General features: G+C 59.6%; 16 protein-coding genes. 10 read left to right on the top strand and 6 right to left on the bottom strand.

Annotated features, from left to right (window positions below):
- Nucleotides 1–6 precede the first annotated feature (6 nt).
- The 5 genes from secA to ribA all read left to right on the top strand — a co-directional run bounded on the left by secA (nt 7) and on the right by ribA (nt 6,348).
- Nucleotides 7–2,745 (top strand): preprotein translocase subunit SecA, encoded by a 2,739-nt coding sequence (gene secA / locus Q669_RS08780; protein WP_011785902.1) that lies wholly within the window; start codon nt 7–9, stop codon nt 2,743–2,745.
- 101 nt (nt 2,746–2,846) lie between these two features.
- Nucleotides 2,847–4,064, top strand: coding sequence for a bifunctional glutamate N-acetyltransferase/amino-acid acetyltransferase ArgJ (gene argJ / locus Q669_RS08775; protein ID WP_022991983.1), 1,218 nt, complete (start codon nt 2,847–2,849; stop codon nt 4,062–4,064).
- Nucleotides 4,045–5,034, top strand: a complete 990-nt coding sequence (locus tag Q669_RS08770) for a Nudix family hydrolase (RefSeq protein ID WP_022991982.1) — start codon at nt 4,045–4,047, stop codon at nt 5,032–5,034. Before argJ ends, Q669_RS08770 begins: the two co-directional genes overlap by 20 nt.
- Before the next feature lie 87 nt (nt 5,035–5,121).
- On the top strand, nt 5,122–5,604 hold the full coding sequence (gene moaC / locus Q669_RS08765) for a cyclic pyranopterin monophosphate synthase MoaC (RefSeq protein WP_031210140.1): 483 nt from the start codon (nt 5,122–5,124) through the stop codon (nt 5,602–5,604).
- Nucleotides 5,605–5,736: 132 nt separating this feature from the next.
- The gene (gene ribA / locus Q669_RS08760; RefSeq protein WP_014420644.1) at nt 5,737–6,348 is read left to right on the top strand and encodes a GTP cyclohydrolase II; all 612 of its coding nucleotides are present in this window, start codon (nt 5,737–5,739) and stop codon (nt 6,346–6,348) included.
- A gap of 43 nt (nt 6,349–6,391) precedes the next feature.
- On the opposite strand, the gene dxs is transcribed toward ribA, so the two are convergent.
- From dxs to Q669_RS08740, 4 genes are all read right to left on the bottom strand, one after another.
- Nucleotides 6,392–8,323: a 1-deoxy-D-xylulose-5-phosphate synthase gene (gene dxs / locus Q669_RS08755; RefSeq protein WP_036149266.1), complete on the bottom strand. Its 1,932-nt coding sequence runs from the start codon at nt 8,321–8,323 to the stop codon at nt 6,392–6,394.
- A gap of 120 nt (nt 8,324–8,443) precedes the next feature.
- Nucleotides 8,444–9,340, bottom strand: a complete 897-nt coding sequence (gene ispA / locus Q669_RS08750) for a (2E,6E)-farnesyl diphosphate synthase (RefSeq protein WP_011785896.1) — start codon at nt 9,338–9,340, stop codon at nt 8,444–8,446.
- The gene (locus Q669_RS08745) at nt 9,340–9,597 is read right to left on the bottom strand and encodes an exodeoxyribonuclease VII small subunit (protein WP_011785895.1); all 258 of its coding nucleotides are present in this window, start codon (nt 9,595–9,597) and stop codon (nt 9,340–9,342) included. The genes ispA and Q669_RS08745 overlap by 1 nt, the downstream gene beginning before the upstream one ends.
- A gap of 58 nt (nt 9,598–9,655) precedes the next feature.
- Nucleotides 9,656–10,429, bottom strand: a complete 774-nt coding sequence (locus Q669_RS08740) for an NRDE family protein (RefSeq protein WP_022991979.1) — start codon at nt 10,427–10,429, stop codon at nt 9,656–9,658.
- Nucleotides 10,430–10,521: 92 nt separating this feature from the next.
- Between Q669_RS08740 and Q669_RS08735 the strand changes: the two genes are divergently transcribed.
- Genes Q669_RS08735 through Q669_RS08720 form a run of 4 tightly spaced genes read left to right on the top strand, consistent with a single transcriptional unit; the run spans nt 10,522 to nt 13,484 of the window.
- Nucleotides 10,522–11,319, top strand: a complete 798-nt coding sequence (locus tag Q669_RS08735) for a sulfite exporter TauE/SafE family protein (RefSeq protein ID WP_011785893.1) — start codon at nt 10,522–10,524, stop codon at nt 11,317–11,319.
- A 10-nt stretch (nt 11,320–11,329) separates the two neighbouring features.
- Nucleotides 11,330–12,118, top strand: a complete 789-nt coding sequence (gene lgt / locus Q669_RS08730; RefSeq protein WP_011785892.1) for a prolipoprotein diacylglyceryl transferase — start codon at nt 11,330–11,332, stop codon at nt 12,116–12,118.
- Nucleotides 12,115–12,954, top strand: a complete 840-nt coding sequence (locus Q669_RS08725; RefSeq protein WP_022991978.1) for a thymidylate synthase — start codon at nt 12,115–12,117, stop codon at nt 12,952–12,954. The genes lgt and Q669_RS08725 overlap by 4 nt, the downstream gene beginning before the upstream one ends.
- Before the next feature lie 14 nt (nt 12,955–12,968).
- On the top strand, nt 12,969–13,484 hold the full coding sequence (locus Q669_RS08720; protein WP_011785890.1) for a dihydrofolate reductase: 516 nt from the start codon (nt 12,969–12,971) through the stop codon (nt 13,482–13,484).
- Between the two features lie 19 nt (nt 13,485–13,503).
- Here the strand turns inward: Q669_RS08720 and Q669_RS08715 are convergent, their stop codons facing one another.
- Complete coding sequence (locus Q669_RS08715) at nt 13,504–15,030, bottom strand: DEAD/DEAH box helicase (protein ID WP_022991977.1); 1,527 nt, start codon at nt 15,028–15,030, stop codon at nt 13,504–13,506.
- Nucleotides 15,031–15,228: 198 nt separating this feature from the next.
- On the opposite strand from Q669_RS08715, the gene Q669_RS08710 reads away from it, so the two are divergent.
- Nucleotides 15,229–16,017 (top strand): acyl-CoA thioesterase, encoded by a 789-nt coding sequence (locus Q669_RS08710; protein WP_022991976.1) that lies wholly within the window; start codon nt 15,229–15,231, stop codon nt 16,015–16,017.
- Nucleotides 16,018–16,035: 18 nt separating this feature from the next.
- Here the strand turns inward: Q669_RS08710 and Q669_RS08705 are convergent, their stop codons facing one another.
- Nucleotides 16,036–16,935 (bottom strand): haloalkane dehalogenase, encoded by a 900-nt coding sequence (locus tag Q669_RS08705; protein WP_014420652.1) that lies wholly within the window; start codon nt 16,933–16,935, stop codon nt 16,036–16,038.
- Between the last annotated feature and the right edge of the window lie 114 nt (nt 16,936–17,049).

Raw genomic sequence — 17,049 nt, 5'->3', positions numbered from 1 at the left:
TGGTCTATGTTCACAAAGCTTGCAACCAAGATGTTCGGCAGTAAGAACGCCAGAGAAATCAAGAGGATGCGCAAAGTTGTCACGCGCATCAATGAACTTGAGGAGCAGTTTGGCGCATTGTCTGACACCGAGTTGCAAGGCAAGACCGCTGAGTTCCGGCGCAGACTTGATGAAGGTGAAGCGCTGGACAGCCTGCTGCCTGAAGTGTTTGCCACAGTGCGGGAGGCCAGCCGCCGGGTGATGGGCATGCGCCACTACGATGTCCAGCTCATCGGGGGCATGACCCTGCATGAAGGTCGAATCGCCGAAATGAAGACCGGTGAAGGGAAAACTCTGGTGGCTACCGCCGCGGTCTACCTGAATGCGCTTCCCGGTAAAGGCGTGCACGTGGTAACCGTGAACGATTACCTGGCTCGCCGTGACGCCGAATGGATGGGCAAACTTTACCGTTTCCTCGGCATGCAGGTGGGAGTGGTGGCGTCGGGCCAGCCGCCGGAAGAAAAGCGTGCCGCCTATCAGGCCGATATCACCTATGGCACCAATAACGAGTTCGGTTTCGACTATCTGCGCGACAACATGGCCTTCAGCATTGAGGACAAGGTTCAGCGCGGTCTTAACTTTGCCATTGTCGATGAAGTCGATTCCATCCTGATCGACGAGGCCCGTACCCCGCTCATTATTTCCGGTGCCGCTGAGGATTCTTCCAAACTGTATCAGGCCGTCAATGCTCTGGTGCCGAGTCTTGAGAAAGGCGAGGTGAGCGAGGAAGGTGAATCCTCCGGTGACTTCACCATTGATGAGAAATCCCGTCAGGTTGAACTGACCGAATCCGGTCATGAGAAGGTTGAAGATCTGCTGCTTGGTCAGGGCCTGCTGAAGGAGGGTGAAAGCCTGTATTCGGCCGCCAACCTGAGCTTGCTGCACCATGTGCACTCGGCGCTCCGAGCCCATCACCTGTTCCAGAAAGACGTGGATTACATTGTCCAGGGCGGTCAGGTGGTGATCGTAGATGAACACACTGGCCGGACCATGCCCGGACGCCGGTGGAGCGAAGGTCTGCATCAGGCGATTGAAGCAAAAGAAGGGCTCAAGATTCAGGCCGAAAGCCAGACGCTGGCGTCGACTACCTTCCAGAACTATTTCCGTCTCTATGACAAGCTGGCCGGTATGACAGGTACCGCCGATACCGAAGCATTCGAATTCCGCCAGATCTACGGCCTGGACGTGGTGGTTATTCCGCCGAACAAGCCTATTCAGCGGATTGATTACAACGACCTGGTGTACCTGACCCAGGAAGAGAAATTCCACGCTATCATCGACGAAATCAAGGATGTGACCGCAGAAGGGCGGCCTATTCTGGTGGGCACCGCGTCCATCGAAGCCTCCGAACTTCTGTCCATGCTGCTGAAGAAGGCGCGCATTGACCACAAGATCCTGAACGCCAAACAGCACGAATCGGAAGCCTTGATTATTGCCCAGGCAGGGCGCCCGGGTGCGGTTACCATCGCCACCAATATGGCGGGCCGGGGTACCGATATTGTCCTCGGTGGCAACTGGGAGTACGAAGTTGCGGCCCTGGATAATCCCTCGGAAGAGGAAGTGGCTCGCATGAAGGCGGAGTGGACTGAGCGCCACAACCAGGTACTGGACGCCGGTGGCCTGCACATCATCGGTACCGAGCGCCACGAGTCCCGCCGGATTGATAACCAGCTCCGGGGTCGTGCCGGTCGTCAAGGGGATCCGGGCTCTTCCCGATTCTTCCTCTCGCTGGAGGACAACCTGATGCGGATCTTTGCGCCGGAGCGCGTGAAGAATCTGATGCAGGCCATGGGCATGAAGAAAGGTGAAGCCATCGAGCACCGGATGGTCACCAATGCCATTGAAAAGTCGCAGCGCAAGGTCGAAGGCCGCAACTTCGATATGCGTAAAACGCTGCTTGAATACGACGATGTGGCCAACGATCAGCGTACGGTCATTTACGAGCAGCGCAACGAGGTGATGGCGTCCAACGACATTTCCGAGATGATCGATACCATCCGCGAAGACGTGGTGGATTCGGTGGTCAGTGAGTTTATTCCGCCGCAAAGCATGCCCGAACAGTGGGATGTGCAGGGGCTGGAGGCTCAGTTGCAGTCCGAGATGGCGATTGAACTGCCCATCCAGCAGTGGCTGAAAGACGACAATAAACTGTATGAAGACAATCTTCGCCAGAAGATTCTCGACGCCATTGTGGCTGAGTACAAGGCCAAGGAAGAAGTGGCCGGTTCCGAAGCCATGCGCAAGTTTGAGAAGCAGGTGTTCCTGCAGGTGCTGGATACCCTGTGGAAGGAGCATTTGTCCAACATGGATCACCTGCGCCGGGGTATCCATCTGCGTGGTTACGCTCAGAAGAACCCGAAGCAGGAATACAAGCGCGAGGCGTTTAACCTGTTCGAAACCATGCTCGATACCATGAAGCGTGACGTTACCCGGGTTTTGTGCCATGTGCGGGTTCAGAGCCAGGAGGAAATGGCGGAAATCGAACGTCGACGCAAGGAAGAGCTGGAGCGGGAAATGGCGCGCGCCAAACTCCGTCACGAGCAGGCCAGTGCCGCCCAGGCAGAAGGCGAGGGTGACGATGGCCAGCAGGGCCAGCAGGCAACCCCGGAGACCTTTGTCCGCCAGGAGCGCAAGGTCGGTCGTAACGAGCCTTGTCCCTGCGGGTCTGGCAAAAAATACAAGCAATGCTGCGGAAAGGTGAGCTGACCAGCCACTGAGTAGCCGGAAACCAGAACCCGCAATTCGCCAGTGCGCTGGCGCTTGCGGGTTCTGTCGTTTGAAGATCAGGAAAAATCAAGGAGACAGGCATGGCGGTAGGTCCCGGAACCTTACCCGATTTCTTCCCGGTGGCGGGAATCAAGCTGGGCATAGCCAGTGCGGGGATCAAAAAGCCCGGCAGAAAAGACATCGTGGTGTTTGAGCTGGCGCCCGAAACCCGCGTAGCGGGTATTTTTACCCGCAACCAGTTCTGTGCGGCCCCAGTGGTCCTCAGCCGCCGCCATCTGTCCCAGGATGCTCCTCGCTATCTGCTGATCAATACCGGCAATGCCAACGCTGGTACCGGCGAACGGGGTCTGGTGGACGCCGCGGCCTGTTGCGAGGCGCTGGCGAAAGAGGCAGGCATTTCTGCCAGCCAGGTATTGCCGTTCTCTACCGGGGTGATTGGAGAGCCATTGCCGGTCGCCAAGATTGTCAGTGCACTGCCAGAGGCTCTGGCCGACACCCGGGAAGACCGCTGGGCAGAGGCGGCATCCGGCATCATGACCACCGATACCCGCCCTAAAGGCGCGTCGCGGCAGCTGGATCTGGATGGCCATCGGGTGACCATTTCCGGAATCAGCAAGGGCGCGGGCATGATTCGCCCCAACATGGCCACCATGCTCGGCTTCATCGCTACCGATGCCCGTCTTGCGCCGGAGGTACTGCAAACGCTGGCTTCTGAGCTCGGCGAGAAGTCGTTCAACCGCATTACCATTGACGGCGACACCTCCACCAACGATGCCTGCATGCTGATGGCCAGTGGCCAGTATGGCGGGCCTGAGATTACCGCCGACAGCCCGCTGCTGCCGGAACTGCGGGCGGCCCTGCAGGACGTGTACCTGGAACTGGCCCACGCCATTGTCCGGGATGGCGAGGGGGCTACCAAATTCGTCACCATTGATGTCAGCGGCGCAGCCAGCCAGCAAGAAGCGCTTGATGTAGCCTATACCGTGGCGCACTCCCCGCTGGTGAAAACCGCCGTGTTCGCGTCAGACCCGAACTGGGGGCGTATCCTGGCGGCCGTTGGTCGTGCCGGTGTGGAGAATCTGGACCTCAATGCCCTTGAAATTTACCTGGGCGATGTCTGCCTGGTGCGCAACGGTGGCCGTGCCGACGACTACTCCGAGGCTCGGGGCCAGGCGGTGATGGATCAGGAAGAGATCACCATTGCGATTGACCTGAAGCGGGGCAATGTCCGGGAAACGGTCTGGACCTGTGATTTTTCCCATGATTACGTGACCATCAATGCCGAATACCGTACCTGAGTCTGTCGAGGGTTTTTCCGCTAACCGTAAGACTGTTCATGTAGCGGTGGGCGTGATCGTTCGCGATGGTCGTGTCCTGATTGCAAGGCGCCCGGACACAGCCCATCAGGGCGGTTTGCTGGAGTTTCCGGGTGGTAAGGTCGAGCCCGGAGAAACCGTCCAGCAGGCATTGTGTCGGGAAATCGCCGAAGAGACCGGGCTGGTTCTGACTGAGGACAGCCTGGAGCCGGTGATTGGGATACGTCACGACTACGGCGACAAGTGTGTGTTTCTTGATGTCTGGTCAAGCTACTCGGCTCAGGGCGAGCCAGAGGGTAAAGAAGGTCAGCCGGTCAGCTGGCTGGCTCCTGAGGCGCTCAAGGACGAAGAGTTTCCTGCCGCTAACCGGCCCATCATCAGGGCGCTGCGATTGCCCCATCGGCTGGCGGTTACCGGAACAATTGAGGATGCGCCGGCAGGCCTGGCCAGACTCGACGCCGCTCTCGATCGGGGGCAGCCGGATTCACTGGTGGTGCTTCGCGCTCCGACCCTCTCCGGGGCTGCGTACCTTGAGCTGGCCACAGCGGCTCTGGGCGGGTGCCGGGAAAGGGGCGTCGGGTTGATTCTGCATGGGGCGGCAGACCTGTGTCGGGCTGTTCCAGATGTCCAGGGCGTTCACCTGCCCTGGCGCGAGGCGCAGAAGCATTCAGAGCGCCCTGTCAGCGACGATTACTGGTTGGGTGTGTCTTGCCATAGTGCTGAGCAATTGCGCCATGCAGAGCGCCTGGGGGCGGATTACGTGGTCCTGGGCAATGTGCTGGAGACGCCCAGCCATCCGGGGCAGCCCGGAATCGGGTGGGCTGCTTTTCAGGCGTTGGCCGCAACGGCAAATGTGCCGGTTTACGGTATCGGAGGTCTCAGACCTGAGCACCAGTCCCGGGCCCGCGCGCTTGGTGGCCAGGGCGTGGCTGGTATCGGTTTCTGGTGGTAGCCGTCTGTGGCCCGGGGCGATTACGGATTCCAACCAGGCCCGGGCCATGCCAAAGTAACCTCTTCAACAGATCAATCGGAGTTTTCTGTGACAAAACTGACCCATCTGGATGACAAGGGCGAAGCCCGAATGGTGGATGTCACCGACAAAGCGGTGACGGAACGCGAGGCCAGAGCCGAGGCCTGTGTCCGGATGGCTCCGGAAACCCTGAGAATGATCCTGGAAGGTGAGCACCCCAAGGGGGATGTGCTGGCGACGGCCAGGATAGCAGGCATCATGGCTGCGAAACGAACCCACGACCTGATTCCCCTGTGCCATGCGCTTAACCTGACCTCCGTGAAAGTCGAACTGAGGGCTGGCAATGATGGCGCCTCCGTGGCGATCGAGACCCGGTGCAAACTGGCCGGTCAGACCGGTGTTGAAATGGAAGCGCTGACGGCCGCGAGTGTGGCCGCCCTGACCATTTACGATATGTGTAAGGCGGTCGACAAAGGTATGGTGATCGATAATCTGCGTCTGCTGGAAAAGAAAGGCGGCCGCTCCGGCCACTGGCAGGCCCGGGAGCAATGATCTGAAGCCTGGCGGCGACCGTAACCTCTCGGGTACTGCATAATCCGGAGGGGAACCGTGTCGACACTACGCCAGGCAAGCAGCCGCATGATAGAATGCCCGCCCAATTTGTCCGAACCACGAGGAAACACAGTGGCTGTTCGTTACATTGAAACCTGCCGTTTGCCCACCCCCTTTGGTGTGTTTGATATGCACGGCTTTGAGGAGCCGGACACCGGGAAGGAGCATGTGGCGCTGACGTTGGGGGACATTGATAGCGCAGAACCACTGCTGGCACGGACCCACTCGGAGTGTCTGACGGGCGATGCCCTGTACAGCATGCGTTGTGACTGTGGTTACCAGCTGGAAGAAGCGTTGCGCAGTATCGCCCGGGAGGGTCGGGGTATTCTGATGTACTTGCGGCAGGAAGGCCGCGGTATCGGATTGCTGAACAAGATCCGGGCCTACCGTCTGCAGGACCAGGGCGCCGACACCGTGGAAGCGAATGAGCGTCTGGGCTTTGGCGCAGATCTCCGGGATTACAGCATGTGCAAGGACATGCTTGAGCACCTGGGCATCAAAAGCCTGCGATTGATGACCAACAATCCGCGCAAGGTGAAGGCGCTGGAATCCTACGGCATTAACATTGCCGAGCGCGTGCCTCTGCATGTGGGCCGCAATCCGCACAACGAGCACTACCTGAATACCAAGCAAAGCAAACTGGGCCACTGGCTGGAAACCCACCAGGATGACGACCCGGTCTGATCGGCCTCTGGCGGATCAGTTGTGATCCGCCTTCGTTCCCGAGTTATTTAGCCGCCACCACTGTCGGGTATCCGAGCTGCTCCATTCGCGTGGCAATGCTGCGAAGAATGCCTTCGGCATCCAGCCCACAGTCCCGCAGTAATTCCTTATGCTGACCGTGTTCAACGAACGCGTCCGGCAGTCCCAGTTGTAATACCGGCATGGAAACCTGGCGGGCATTCAGGAATTCCGTCACCGCGCTGCCCGCGCCACCGGCAATAACGTTTTCTTCCAGGGTGACCAGCAGGTCGTGGGTTTCCGCCAGTTCCAGTACCAGGGCCTCATCCAGAGGCTTGACGAAACGCATGTCGGCGACCGTGGCGCCCAGGGCTTCCGCAGCCTCCAGCCCCGGCGCCAACAGGGTGCCGAAATTAAGGATGGCAATACCGCTACCGTCGCGTACGCGCCGGCCCTTGCCGATGGGCAGTGGCGTGAGTTGCTGCTGGATTTCGGCCCCAGGTCCGGTTCCCCGGGGGTAGCGAACGGCAGCCGGGCCGCTGTATTCAAGGCCGGTGTGCAGTAGCTGTCGGGTTTCGTTTTCGTCCGACGGCGTCATCACCAGCATGTTGGGAATGCAGCGTAGATAGCTGATGTCGAAGGCGCCAGCGTGGGTGGGGCCGTCTTCGCCGACCAGGCCCGCACGATCAATGGCAAACAGGACGTCCAGGTTCTGGATGGCGACATCGTGTACCAACTGGTCATAGGCTCGCTGCAGAAATGTTGAGTAAATGGCCACGACCGGCTTGGCACCATCGCAAGCCAGACCCGCCGCCAGGGTGACCGCATGCTGCTCGGCAATGGCGACATCAAAATAGCGATCCGGGAAACGCTCTGAAAAGGCCAGCAGGTCTGAACCCTCGCACATGGCGGGGGTAATTCCGGCTACCCGGCTGTCCTGTTCGGCGGCATCGCATAGCCACTGCCCGAAGACGTTGGCGTATTTAGGGCTGGCCGGTTTCGGCTTCACCGGTTCCGGCTTGCTGGCGGGCACCGGTTCAATCTTGTTGATGGCATGGTAGCCAATCGGGTCCGCTTCGGCAGGGGCAAAACCTTTGCCTTTGGTTGTGACCACGTGCAGGAACTGCGGGCCTTCCAGCTCACGGATGTTCTCCAGGGTTTCCACCAGCAAGGGCAGGTCGTGGCCGTCGATGGGGCCAATATAGTTGAACCCCAGCTCCTCAAACAGCGTGCCGGGCGCAATCATACCCTTGAAATGCTCTTCGGTTTTCTTTGCCAGGGCCATCAGGTGAGGAGTGCCTTTGAGCACCTTCTTGCTGCTGTCGCGCACCTGATTGTAGGTACGGCTGGAGAGCAGCTTGGCGAAATAGTTGGAAAGCCCGCCGACGTTGCGTGAAATCGACATGTCGTTGTCGTTCAGCACCACCAGCATGTCGGCATGAAGGTGTCCGGCATGATTCAGGGCTTCAAAGGCCATACCCGCGGTCATGGCACCATCCCCGATAACGGCAATGCTCTTGCGGCCGGTGTTCTGCATCCGGGCGGCGATTGCCATGCCCAGTGCCGCGCTGATGGATGTGCTCGAATGACCTACGCCGAAGGTGTCGTACTCGCTCTCTGCCCGTTTCGGGAAGCCGGCCAGGCCTCCTTTACGGCGAATGCTGCCCATTTGTTCCTTGCGACCGGTCAGAATCTTGTGGGGATAGGCCTGGTGGCCGACGTCCCATACCAGCCGGTCTTCGGGGGTATTGAAAACGTAGTGCAGGGCCACCGTCAGTTCGAGCACGCCAAGGCCAGCGCCGAAATGACCACCGGTCTGGCCCACTGACCACAGCAAGAACGCTCGCAATTCCCTGGCCAGCCGGGGCAAGTCCTCAGCTGGCAGTTCACGCAGCTGGGATGGCACGTCTATCCGGTCGAGCAACGGCGTATTGGGTCGCTGCGACGGGATTTCCCTGAAAATGTATGTGTCCTGCATCAGCTCGGGTCTTTATCGGAATGTGGGTTCTATGGCTGGCATTATAAGGGAACAGGCGGCCCGGTTTCATACATCCCGGGCCAGTTGTTACAAAATGGTGATGCTTGGCCTTGAAATGGTTCAGTGGCTGCGTGCCACTACGTAGTCAGCCATGGCCCTCAGGGTGTCGGCTTCCGAGTCGAAGCTCTCCAGTGCGCTCAGAGCTTCATCAAGGAGTCGGGCCAGGTGCTGGCGAGCTCCCTCGATACCCAGTAATGCCGGATACGTGGGTTTTGCCCTGGCGGCATCAGAGCCCTGGCGTTTTCCGATGACCTCGGTGTCGCCCTCAATATCCAGAAGATCGTCCTGCACCTGAAACGCGAGCCCCAGTGCGCTGGCGTAATCCGTCAGGTTGCTCAACTGGCACTCGGTCACGGTTTCAGAGGTTAGTGCGCCCAGGCGAACACTGGCTTCGATCAGGGCGCCGGTTTTGTGCCGGTGCATGGTTTCCAGTTGCGCCACGCTCAGCTGTTGCCCCACGGATTCCAGATCAATGGCCTGACCGCCAACCATGCCTTGATGACCGCTGGCCCGGGCCAGCTCCGAGATCATGGTCACGCGTTGTCGATCTGACAACGCCGGCGCATCGGACAGCAACGCAAACGCCAGTGTTTGCAGTGCATCTCCGGCCAGAATGGCCGAAGCTTCGTCAAAGGCAATGTGAGCGGTCGGTCGGCCCCTGCGGAGATCGTCATCGTCCATGGCCGGTAAGTCATCGTGGACCAGGGAATAGGCGTGAATCAGTTCCAGGGCGCAGGCTGGCGCCAGGGCCGTGCTTTCGTCGCTGCCCATGGCTCGGGCGGCAGCCATGCACAGAGCCGGGCGCACTCGTTTGCCGCCGCCCAGAACGCTGTAACGCATGGTTTCCTGGAGCCGTTCTGAGGTGGCGTTGCGGGCAAGGCAGCGGTCCAGCTCCCGATCAACCTGGTGGCGGCACTGGTCCAGATAGGCCTCCGCCTGGCGGATGCGATGGTCCATCACTGCTCGTCGTCTGCTGAGAAAGGCCGGGTTTCCAGTGTGCCGTCACTGTTCTGCACCAGCTGCTCGACCCGCTGTTCGGCGGATTTCAGGGCACTCTGGCACTCCCGTGTCAGCTTGACGCCGCGCTCGAAAGCCGCCAGTGATTGTTCCAGGGACAGTTCGCCCTGTTCCAGGTCACGAACCAGTTGTTCCAGTTCGTTCAGGGATTTCTCAAAGTCGGCTATGGAAGCGCTGCTGGTGTTCTCGCCGGCCATGGGGCGACCTCCGGTCGGGTGTTTCGGAAATTGCGCGGATTATAACAGAGTCGGTTTGCTATCGCTGCCAGCTGAATTGCCGTTTTTCCAGGGGCTGGGCATTGGGTCCCCAGGATTGTTCTGTCACCCTGGCTTCGCCCTGTGCGTCCAGTGTGACGATGGTAGTGGCCCGTGTGCCGTAGTCACTGCCGACAATGAACGGTGACGATAGAAATCGTTCGGTCTCAATGCCTACGCCAGTGTCGGGAAGCATGGCGTCGGGCGCCGGGCTGGTGTCCTGAAGCAAAGGCAGGAGTTGGTTGTGCAAGTCCTCGGTACGGTGGCTCGCAGCTTCAACCACGGTGGCAAAGGCCTTTCTCAGGCGCAGCAGTTTCGGCCAGGGTGTCTGTAAAAGATGATTGCTAAGACCAAAGCTGCCTCGGAAGAGTTGGCGCCCCGGGTGCGCGTCGCGGTTGCTGTAATACCAGCCGCCGCGTTCTGTCAGAGACACCAGGTTAAATCCGGCGTACCGATCGGGTTCGCTGTTCAGAGCAGCGCCCAATACGCTGGCGGGTTCAGCCAGGGCACGAACGGGCAGCTCGCCGCGGCTGGAGCGACCGGTTTCCGGGCTACCCTCCCGCACATTGGTGACAGCGGCAACCTGACCGTTCGCGCTGATGGCCAGCCAGGTGCCGCCAGAAGCCAGGTCTCTCCCGGCCAGCAGATGCTGACCGCTGTCGGCCTGCCACCAGTCCATGGCGGCCGTGGGACGGCGGAAGAATTCATCCCGGTTGGCAGCAACCACCAGGGGAAAGCGGGGGTTCTGGCCGATGGCAAAAGCAATTAGGCACATGGGTGAACGGAATTCCTTGGATGCGTGGGCTGAAGTTGCTGGCATTCCTGCGTATCATACCAGCCTGATCTGAGCCGGGGTGGTCTGTAACCATGAGCATGATAGGCATCATCGTACTGTATCTTTTATTGGGTGCACTGGCGGGCACCATGGCCGGTCTGTTTGGCATTGGTGGCGGTCTGGTGATTGTGCCGGTACTGATCTTCAGTTTCGGGCTGCAGGGGATCAGCCCGGAGATTGCAGCCCATCTTGCTGTGGGGACGTCTCTGGCCACCATTGTCTTTACCTCCATCAGTTCCATACGTACCCACCACCAGCATGGCGCAGTACGCTGGGATCTGTTTCGCCCCATGACTTTTGGTATTGTGGTTGGTGCTGTGCTTGGTGCCTGGACAGCTGCGATGCTGAGTGGCCCGGTGCTGGAAACCATTATCGGGGTGTTCGTCATTCTGGTGGCACTGAAGATGATTCTTGAGGTCAATCCGAAGCCGGGGCGGGATGTTCCGGGCACCACAGGGCTCGGGGCAGCCGGCGGTATCATTGGCTGGGCATCGGCCATCTTCGGTATTGGTGGTGGCACTCTGACCGTACCCTATTTGAGCTGGTGCAACGTCAAAATGCAGCAGGCGGTGGCGACTTCGGCTGCTTGCGGCTTCCCGATTGCAATTGCGGGCGCCCTGGCCAATGTCTGGACCGGCTGGCAGGATCCCGATCTGCCCGAGCTGAGTCTTGGTTTTATCTACCTGCCGGCGTTGGTGGGTGTGGTTGCCACCAGTGTGTTCTTTGCACGAATCGGCGCCGGGCTGGCCCATCGTCTGGATGGGCGTCTGCTCAAGCGCATCTTTGCCATTATGCTGGTTCTGGTTGGTTTACGGTTTCTTCTGAGCTGAGAGAGCATTCATGCTGCAACATCCACAGTTTGACCCGGTGGCGATCGCCCTTGGGCCGTTGAAAATCCACTGGTATGGCCTGACCTATCTGGTCGGGTTTGCCGCCGGCTGGTGGCTGGGCCGTCTTCGGTCCCGCAAGCCCTGGTCGCCACTGCAGGAAGAGCAGGTGGGTGATCTGCTGTTCTATATGGCCCTGGGTGTGATCCTCGGTGGCCGCTTTGGCTATGTAGTGTTTTACAACTTCGATGCCTTTATAGCGGACCCGCTCTGGTTGCTCCGGGTCTGGGAAGGCGGTATGTCTTTCCATGGCGGGTTGCTGGGGGTAATGCTGGCCATGTGGTGGTATGGCCGAAAAACCGGAGCCGGGTTCTGGAAAATTGCCGATTTTGTCGCGCCCTTGGTTCCGGTTGGGCTGGGTGCCGGGCGAATCGGAAATTTCATAAACGGCGAACTCTGGGGAAAACCGACAGACGTAGCCTGGGGCATGGTCTTTCCGCAGGCGCCAGACAGCCTTGCCAGGCACCCGTCGCAGTTATATCAGTTCGCGCTGGAAGGCGTACTCCTGTTCGTGATTCTCTGGTGGTTCTCCTCAAGGCCCCGCCCGAAAATGGCAGTGTCCGGCCTGTTTCTGGTGTGCTATGGCATCTTCCGTTTCCTGGTGGAGTTCGTTCGCCAGCCAGATCCACAGTTGGGTTACCTGGCCTTTGACTGGCTGACGATGGGGCAGGTGCTCTCTGCACCGATGATTGCCGCCGGCGCCGCCCTGATGTTCCTTGCTTATCGGAGAAACGTCCAATGAAAGCCTATCTCGATCTGATGCAGGATGTCGTCGATAACGGATTCGACAAAGGTGATCGCACCGGCGTGGGCACCCGCTCGGTGTTCGGCCGCCAGATGCGTTTCAATCTGCAGGACGGTTTCCCGCTGGTGACGACCAAGAAGGTCCACCTGCGCAGCATCATTTATGAACTATTGTGGTTCCTCAAGGGTTCCACCGACAACACCTGGCTGACAGAACGCAAAGTCAGCATCTGGAATGAGTGGGCACTGGAAAACGGCGATCTCGGTCCGATCTACGGCAAGCAGTGGCGCAGCTGGCAATGCCACGACGGCCGCGTGATTGACCAGATCAGCGAGGTGATCGAGCAGATTCGCACCAAGCCCAACTCCCGGCGCCTGATCGTCTCCGCCTGGAATCCGGCCGAGCTGCCGGACGAGTCCATCAGTCCGCAGGATAACGTGCGGGAGGGGCGTATGGCCCTGGCGCCTTGCCACTGTCTGTTTCAGTTCTATGTCGCCGACGGCAAGTTGTCTTGCCAGCTCTATCAGCGCAGCGCCGACCTGTTCCTGGGGGTGCCCTTCAATATTGCGTCCTATGCCTTGCTGACCCATATGATTGCGCAGCAGTGTGATCTGGATGTGGGGGAGTTTGTGCACACATTTGGTGATTGTCATCTTTACCGGAATCACCTGACGGACGACATCGTATTCGAACAGCTCCGGCGTGAGCCCCGTGCGTTGCCGAAGCTGGTCATCAAACGTAAACCGGAATCCATCTTTGGCTACGAGCTGGAAGATTTCGAGTTCGAAGGTTACGACCCGTCCCCCGTGATCAAAGCCCCTATAGCAATTTGAGCAAGGAACCCGTTATGCGCAAGGCCCTCATCGTAGCTATGGCCCGAAACCGGGTGATCGGCCGGAATAACAAGCTGCCCTGGTATCTGCCCGGTGATCTGCGCTACTTCAAGCAGGCCACCATGGGCAAGCCCATTATCATGGGTAGAAAGACCTGGGACTCCATCGGCCGGCCTTTGCCCGGGCGGATGAACGTGGTGATTTCCAGAAATCCGGAATGGCAGGCGCCAGCCGGAACCGTTGCCGCAGCGTCGCTGAACGAAGCGTTGGTGAAAGCCGAAGCCCAGGCGAACTTGGAAGGTGGTGATGAAGTGATGATTATTGGCGGAGGTCAGATCTATGCCGAAGCGCTGCCAATGGTTGACCGGATATACATCACCCAGGTGCACGCCGAGGTGGACGGAGATGCCTTCTTTCCGGAAGTGAACTGGGACGAGTGGGAAGAGATCGGGCGCGAAGATTTTTCTGCGTCTGACAACAATCCTTACGACTACAGCTTTGTCGTCTACCAGCGTAGCCGGTCAGAGTGACCGGCTAGCCAATCAGGCCTCAGCGCGGCGCGCGCTTGGGGCCTTTTCCTGCAGGTTTGCCGCCCTTGCCGGCGGGCTTGCCACCTTTCGGCCCGCTCTTGCGGAAGCCGGGTTTGCCATCCTTGCTGAACTTCTTGCCAGGGCCGCCTTTGCGGAAACCGCCTTTGCCTGGTGGCGGGCCTTTACGGTCCCGGCGGGGCGCGGCGGAAATCTCCGGCAGTGCTTCCGGCTGTTCCAGCGGCAGAGAGTCTGGCTGGGAAGCTTCCAGCAGGCAGGCCATGGCGCCGGCGATGGCGGCCATGTCCATGTCGTTACGCTCGGCGATCTCATCCAGCAGGGCGATGGCCTTGGCAGCGCGAGGATCGTCGGTGAAGCCCAGCAGTTGCGCCTCAAACTGCTCTACCCGCATTTTCTGCAGGGCGGCAGGTGACGGCAACTGGTAAGGTTCCATCGGGGAGTTGGTGGCCCGCTCCAGAGTGCGCAGCCAGCTGCGCTCACGCGGAGTCACCAGCAGGATAGCCTTGCCGGTACGGCCGGCACGGCCAGTACGGCCAACCCGGTGGATGTACGCCTCGGTGTCGTAGGGCACGTCGTAGTTGATAACGTGAGTAATCCGGGGCACGTCCAGACCACGGGCGGCGACGTCGGTGGCAATGATGATGTCTTTCTTGCCACGCTTGAGGTCTTCAACGGTCTGTTCGCGTTGGCGTTGGTTCAGGTCGCCGCTCAGGGGCGCCACAGCGTGGCCGCGTGCGGACAGTTTTTCTGCCAGCATGGTGGTTTCGGCCTTGGTGCGCACGAAAATGATCGAGGCGTCAAAAGGCTCCACTTCCAGAATGCGGGTCAGCGCATCCAGCTTGCGCTCGGCGTAGACCGGCAGCACAAACTGAGCGATGCGTTCAACCGTGCGGGTTTCGCTCTCGATTCTTACTTCGGTAGCGTTTTTCAGGTAAGTCTGGGCCACTTTCTTGATTTGTGGCGGCATGGTGGCCGAGAAGAGCGCGCGCTGGCAGGTGTCCGGCGTCTTCGCCAGGATGGCTTCCACGTCATCAATAAAGCCCATGCGCAGCATTTCGTCGGCTTCGTCCAGTACCAGTGCCTTCAGGCCGTCTAGCTTCAGGGTGCCCTTGCGCAGATGGTCGAGCATGCGGCCAGGTGTGCCCACAATAACCTGGGCGCCACGCTTGAGGCCGCGAATCTGTGGTGAGAAATCCTGGCCACCGTAAATTGGCAGAACATGAAAATTGCGGAACTTGCTGGCGTAGGTGGTGAACGCTTCCGCGACCTGAATCGCCAGCTCCCGGGTAGGGGCCAGCACCAGAATCTGTGGCTCGGCCACGTTAGCATCAATCCGGCTCAGCAATGGCAGGGCGAAGGCTGCGGTCTTGCCGGTGCCTGTCTGGGCGACGCCCAACAGGTGGTTGCCGGCCAGCAGAGCAGGGATGGATTGCGCCTGGATGGGCGACGGGGTTTCATAGCCAACGGCGGAGACGGCTTCCAGTACTGCTGGATCCAGCCCCAGTTCGGCAAAAGACAATTCTGACATGAATGTACTCGGTATTCGGAGGGTATCGCACTGCAAAGGCAATGCATGATTTTGGCGCATTATAGTCTGTTTGGGGTGGTTTTTATACGACTATTGCCAGGCAATCGATAGGTAGTTGCCGGGGCCGGCCTATTGTCAGGCTTCGACAAGTGGTGCAGTCTTACCGGTTTGCAGGCTAATGAACAGGATCTAAAACAAATGACGTTCGATGACCTTCTCGGTGATGTCCGGAATAACTGCGAAGTGGTGATACCGTCAGACTGGGGCCAGGGACGTGCCACGTTCGGCGGCCTGGTCGCGGCCCTGGTGTTTGAGGTGATGGCATCAAAAGTGGCGGATGATCGCGCCATGCGGGCTCTTCAGGTGTCTTTTGTCGGCCCCGTAGAGCCGGATGTGCCGGCCCGTGTTGAGGCCGAAGTCCTGCGTGAAGGCAAGGCAGTATCCCAGGTCCAGGGACGGATCCTTCAGAATGGCGAGCCCCGCCTTGTCTGTCTGGCCAGTTTCGGGGGCGACCGTGAGTCTGCTGTCCGAGTGGCGCCGACATCGGCGCCGGAAGCGGTGCCGGTAGAGCAATGTCAGTCACTTCCGTATATCCCGAAAGTGACGCCGGAGTTTACCCGTCATATCGAAATGCGCTGGGCGTTTGGCCATATGCCATTCTCCGGTAAGGGCGGGCGCGAAATGGGGGGCTGGATGAAGTTCCGGGAAGCCCCGGAGACTATGACCGACGCCCACATTGTTGCTCTGATCGATGCCTGGCCACCGGCGCTGTTGCCGCATCTCAAGGGGCCGGCGCCAGCCAGTTCCCTGAGCTGGGCGCTGGAGATTGTCCATCCCCGGCCTGCCATGAAGCCGGATGACTGGCTGCTGTACCGGGCAACCATCGACCAGGCTGGCGCCGGATATGGTCACACTCATGCTGGTATCTGGACTCCGGCCGGTGAACTGGTGGCCCTGAGCCGGCAAACGGTTACAGTCTTCGGCTGAGTGAGGCGGGCCTGGCTATCAGGCCGCCATCTCGGCTTTGAGCGCGTCCAGAATGACCCGGGCAAACTGTCGGGGGGAATCTTCCTGCAGGAAATGTCCGCCGTTGAGGGTGATATGGGGCTGGCCGAAGGCTCCGGGGATTCGCCGCTGCATATAACGGTCGCCACCCCGGGTAATCGGGTCGCCGCTGCTGAAGCAGGTGATAAAGGGTTTGCGCCATTTTTCCAGCACGCGCCAGGCTTCCCGGTTGGCGGCGCTGGCCGGGTCGTTGGGTGAGGTTGGCACCAGTGCCGGGAACGCCCGGGCACCGGCTTTGTAATCCGGTGTCGGGAAGGGCGCCTCGTAGGCGGCTATTTCGGCCGGGCTTAGTGACCGTTCGGTACCAAGCTGGACAATCCGGCCTATCGGAAACCAGGGGCTATGGCTGGCAAACGCCTTCCAGAGTCTGAAGACGGCCGGTACCCGGGTGTCCCCCGTTGGCAGCATGCCGTTGCCGACAATGATCCGGCTGAACCGACGATGATGCTCTGCCGCCAGCCTTAATCCCAGCAGTGAGCCCCAGTTCTGACACACCAGCGTGACGTTGGTCAGGTCCAGTGTTTCAAGCCAGTGGGTCAGCCAGCGCATGTGGCTGTCATAACTGTAGTCGCTGACATCGGCGGGTTTGTCTGACTTGCCAAAACCAATCAGATCGGGCGCCAGCACCCGATGGCCCGCTTCGGCGACAAGCGGAATCATGTGCCGGTAGAGATAGGACCAGGATGGCTCCCCGTGAAGCATCACCACTGGGTCTGCGTGGGCGGGCCCTTCGTCTACATAATGCATCCGAAGACCTGGCTCAACATCCAGATAGTGTGCTGAAAAGGGGTAATCCGGGAGGCCTGCGAAGCGGGCTTCGTCGGTTCTCAGAATACGCATGCCATCGACTGTCCTGACTGAGTGGTTGCGTGATTATCGGTACGACAATCGTCGAAGGTCAGGATAAATCAGATGGGAATTTTGTGTGTTTGAGTTGCGTAACAGAGCGTTGCC

The organism is Marinobacter sp. C1S70 (assembly GCF_000475355.1).
GTDB lineage: Bacteria > Pseudomonadota > Gammaproteobacteria > Pseudomonadales > Oleiphilaceae > Marinobacter > Marinobacter nauticus.
This window is presented reverse-complemented; position numbering and strand designations above follow the sequence as displayed.

Bases quoted from the DNA above. Each gene is read 5' to 3' on its own strand.
- secA (WP_011785902.1), top strand. From the start codon at position 7: ATGTTCACAAAGCTTGCAACCAAGATGTTCGGCAGTAAGAACGCCAGA.
- argJ (WP_022991983.1), top strand. From the start codon at position 2,847: ATGGCGGTAGGTCCCGGAACCTTACCCGATTTCTTCCCGGTGGCGGGA.
- Q669_RS08770 (WP_022991982.1), top strand. From the start codon at position 4,045: ATGCCGAATACCGTACCTGAGTCTGTCGAGGGTTTTTCCGCTAACCGT.
- dxs (WP_036149266.1), bottom strand. From the start codon at position 8,323: ATGCAGGACACATACATTTTCAGGGAAATCCCGTCGCAGCGACCCAAT.
- ispA (WP_011785896.1), bottom strand. From the start codon at position 9,340: ATGGACCATCGCATCCGCCAGGCGGAGGCCTATCTGGACCAGTGCCGC.
- Q669_RS08745 (WP_011785895.1), bottom strand. From the start codon at position 9,597: ATGGCCGGCGAGAACACCAGCAGCGCTTCCATAGCCGACTTTGAGAAA.
- Q669_RS08740 (WP_022991979.1), bottom strand. From the start codon at position 10,429: ATGTGCCTAATTGCTTTTGCCATCGGCCAGAACCCCCGCTTTCCCCTG.
- Q669_RS08735 (WP_011785893.1), top strand. From the start codon at position 10,522: ATGAGCATGATAGGCATCATCGTACTGTATCTTTTATTGGGTGCACTG.
- lgt (WP_011785892.1), top strand. From the start codon at position 11,330: ATGCTGCAACATCCACAGTTTGACCCGGTGGCGATCGCCCTTGGGCCG.
- Q669_RS08725 (WP_022991978.1), top strand. From the start codon at position 12,115: ATGAAAGCCTATCTCGATCTGATGCAGGATGTCGTCGATAACGGATTC.
- Q669_RS08720 (WP_011785890.1), top strand. From the start codon at position 12,969: ATGCGCAAGGCCCTCATCGTAGCTATGGCCCGAAACCGGGTGATCGGC.
- Q669_RS08715 (WP_022991977.1), bottom strand. From the start codon at position 15,030: ATGTCAGAATTGTCTTTTGCCGAACTGGGGCTGGATCCAGCAGTACTG.
- Q669_RS08710 (WP_022991976.1), top strand. From the start codon at position 15,229: ATGACGTTCGATGACCTTCTCGGTGATGTCCGGAATAACTGCGAAGTG.
- Q669_RS08705 (WP_014420652.1), bottom strand. From the start codon at position 16,935: ATGCGTATTCTGAGAACCGACGAAGCCCGCTTCGCAGGCCTCCCGGAT.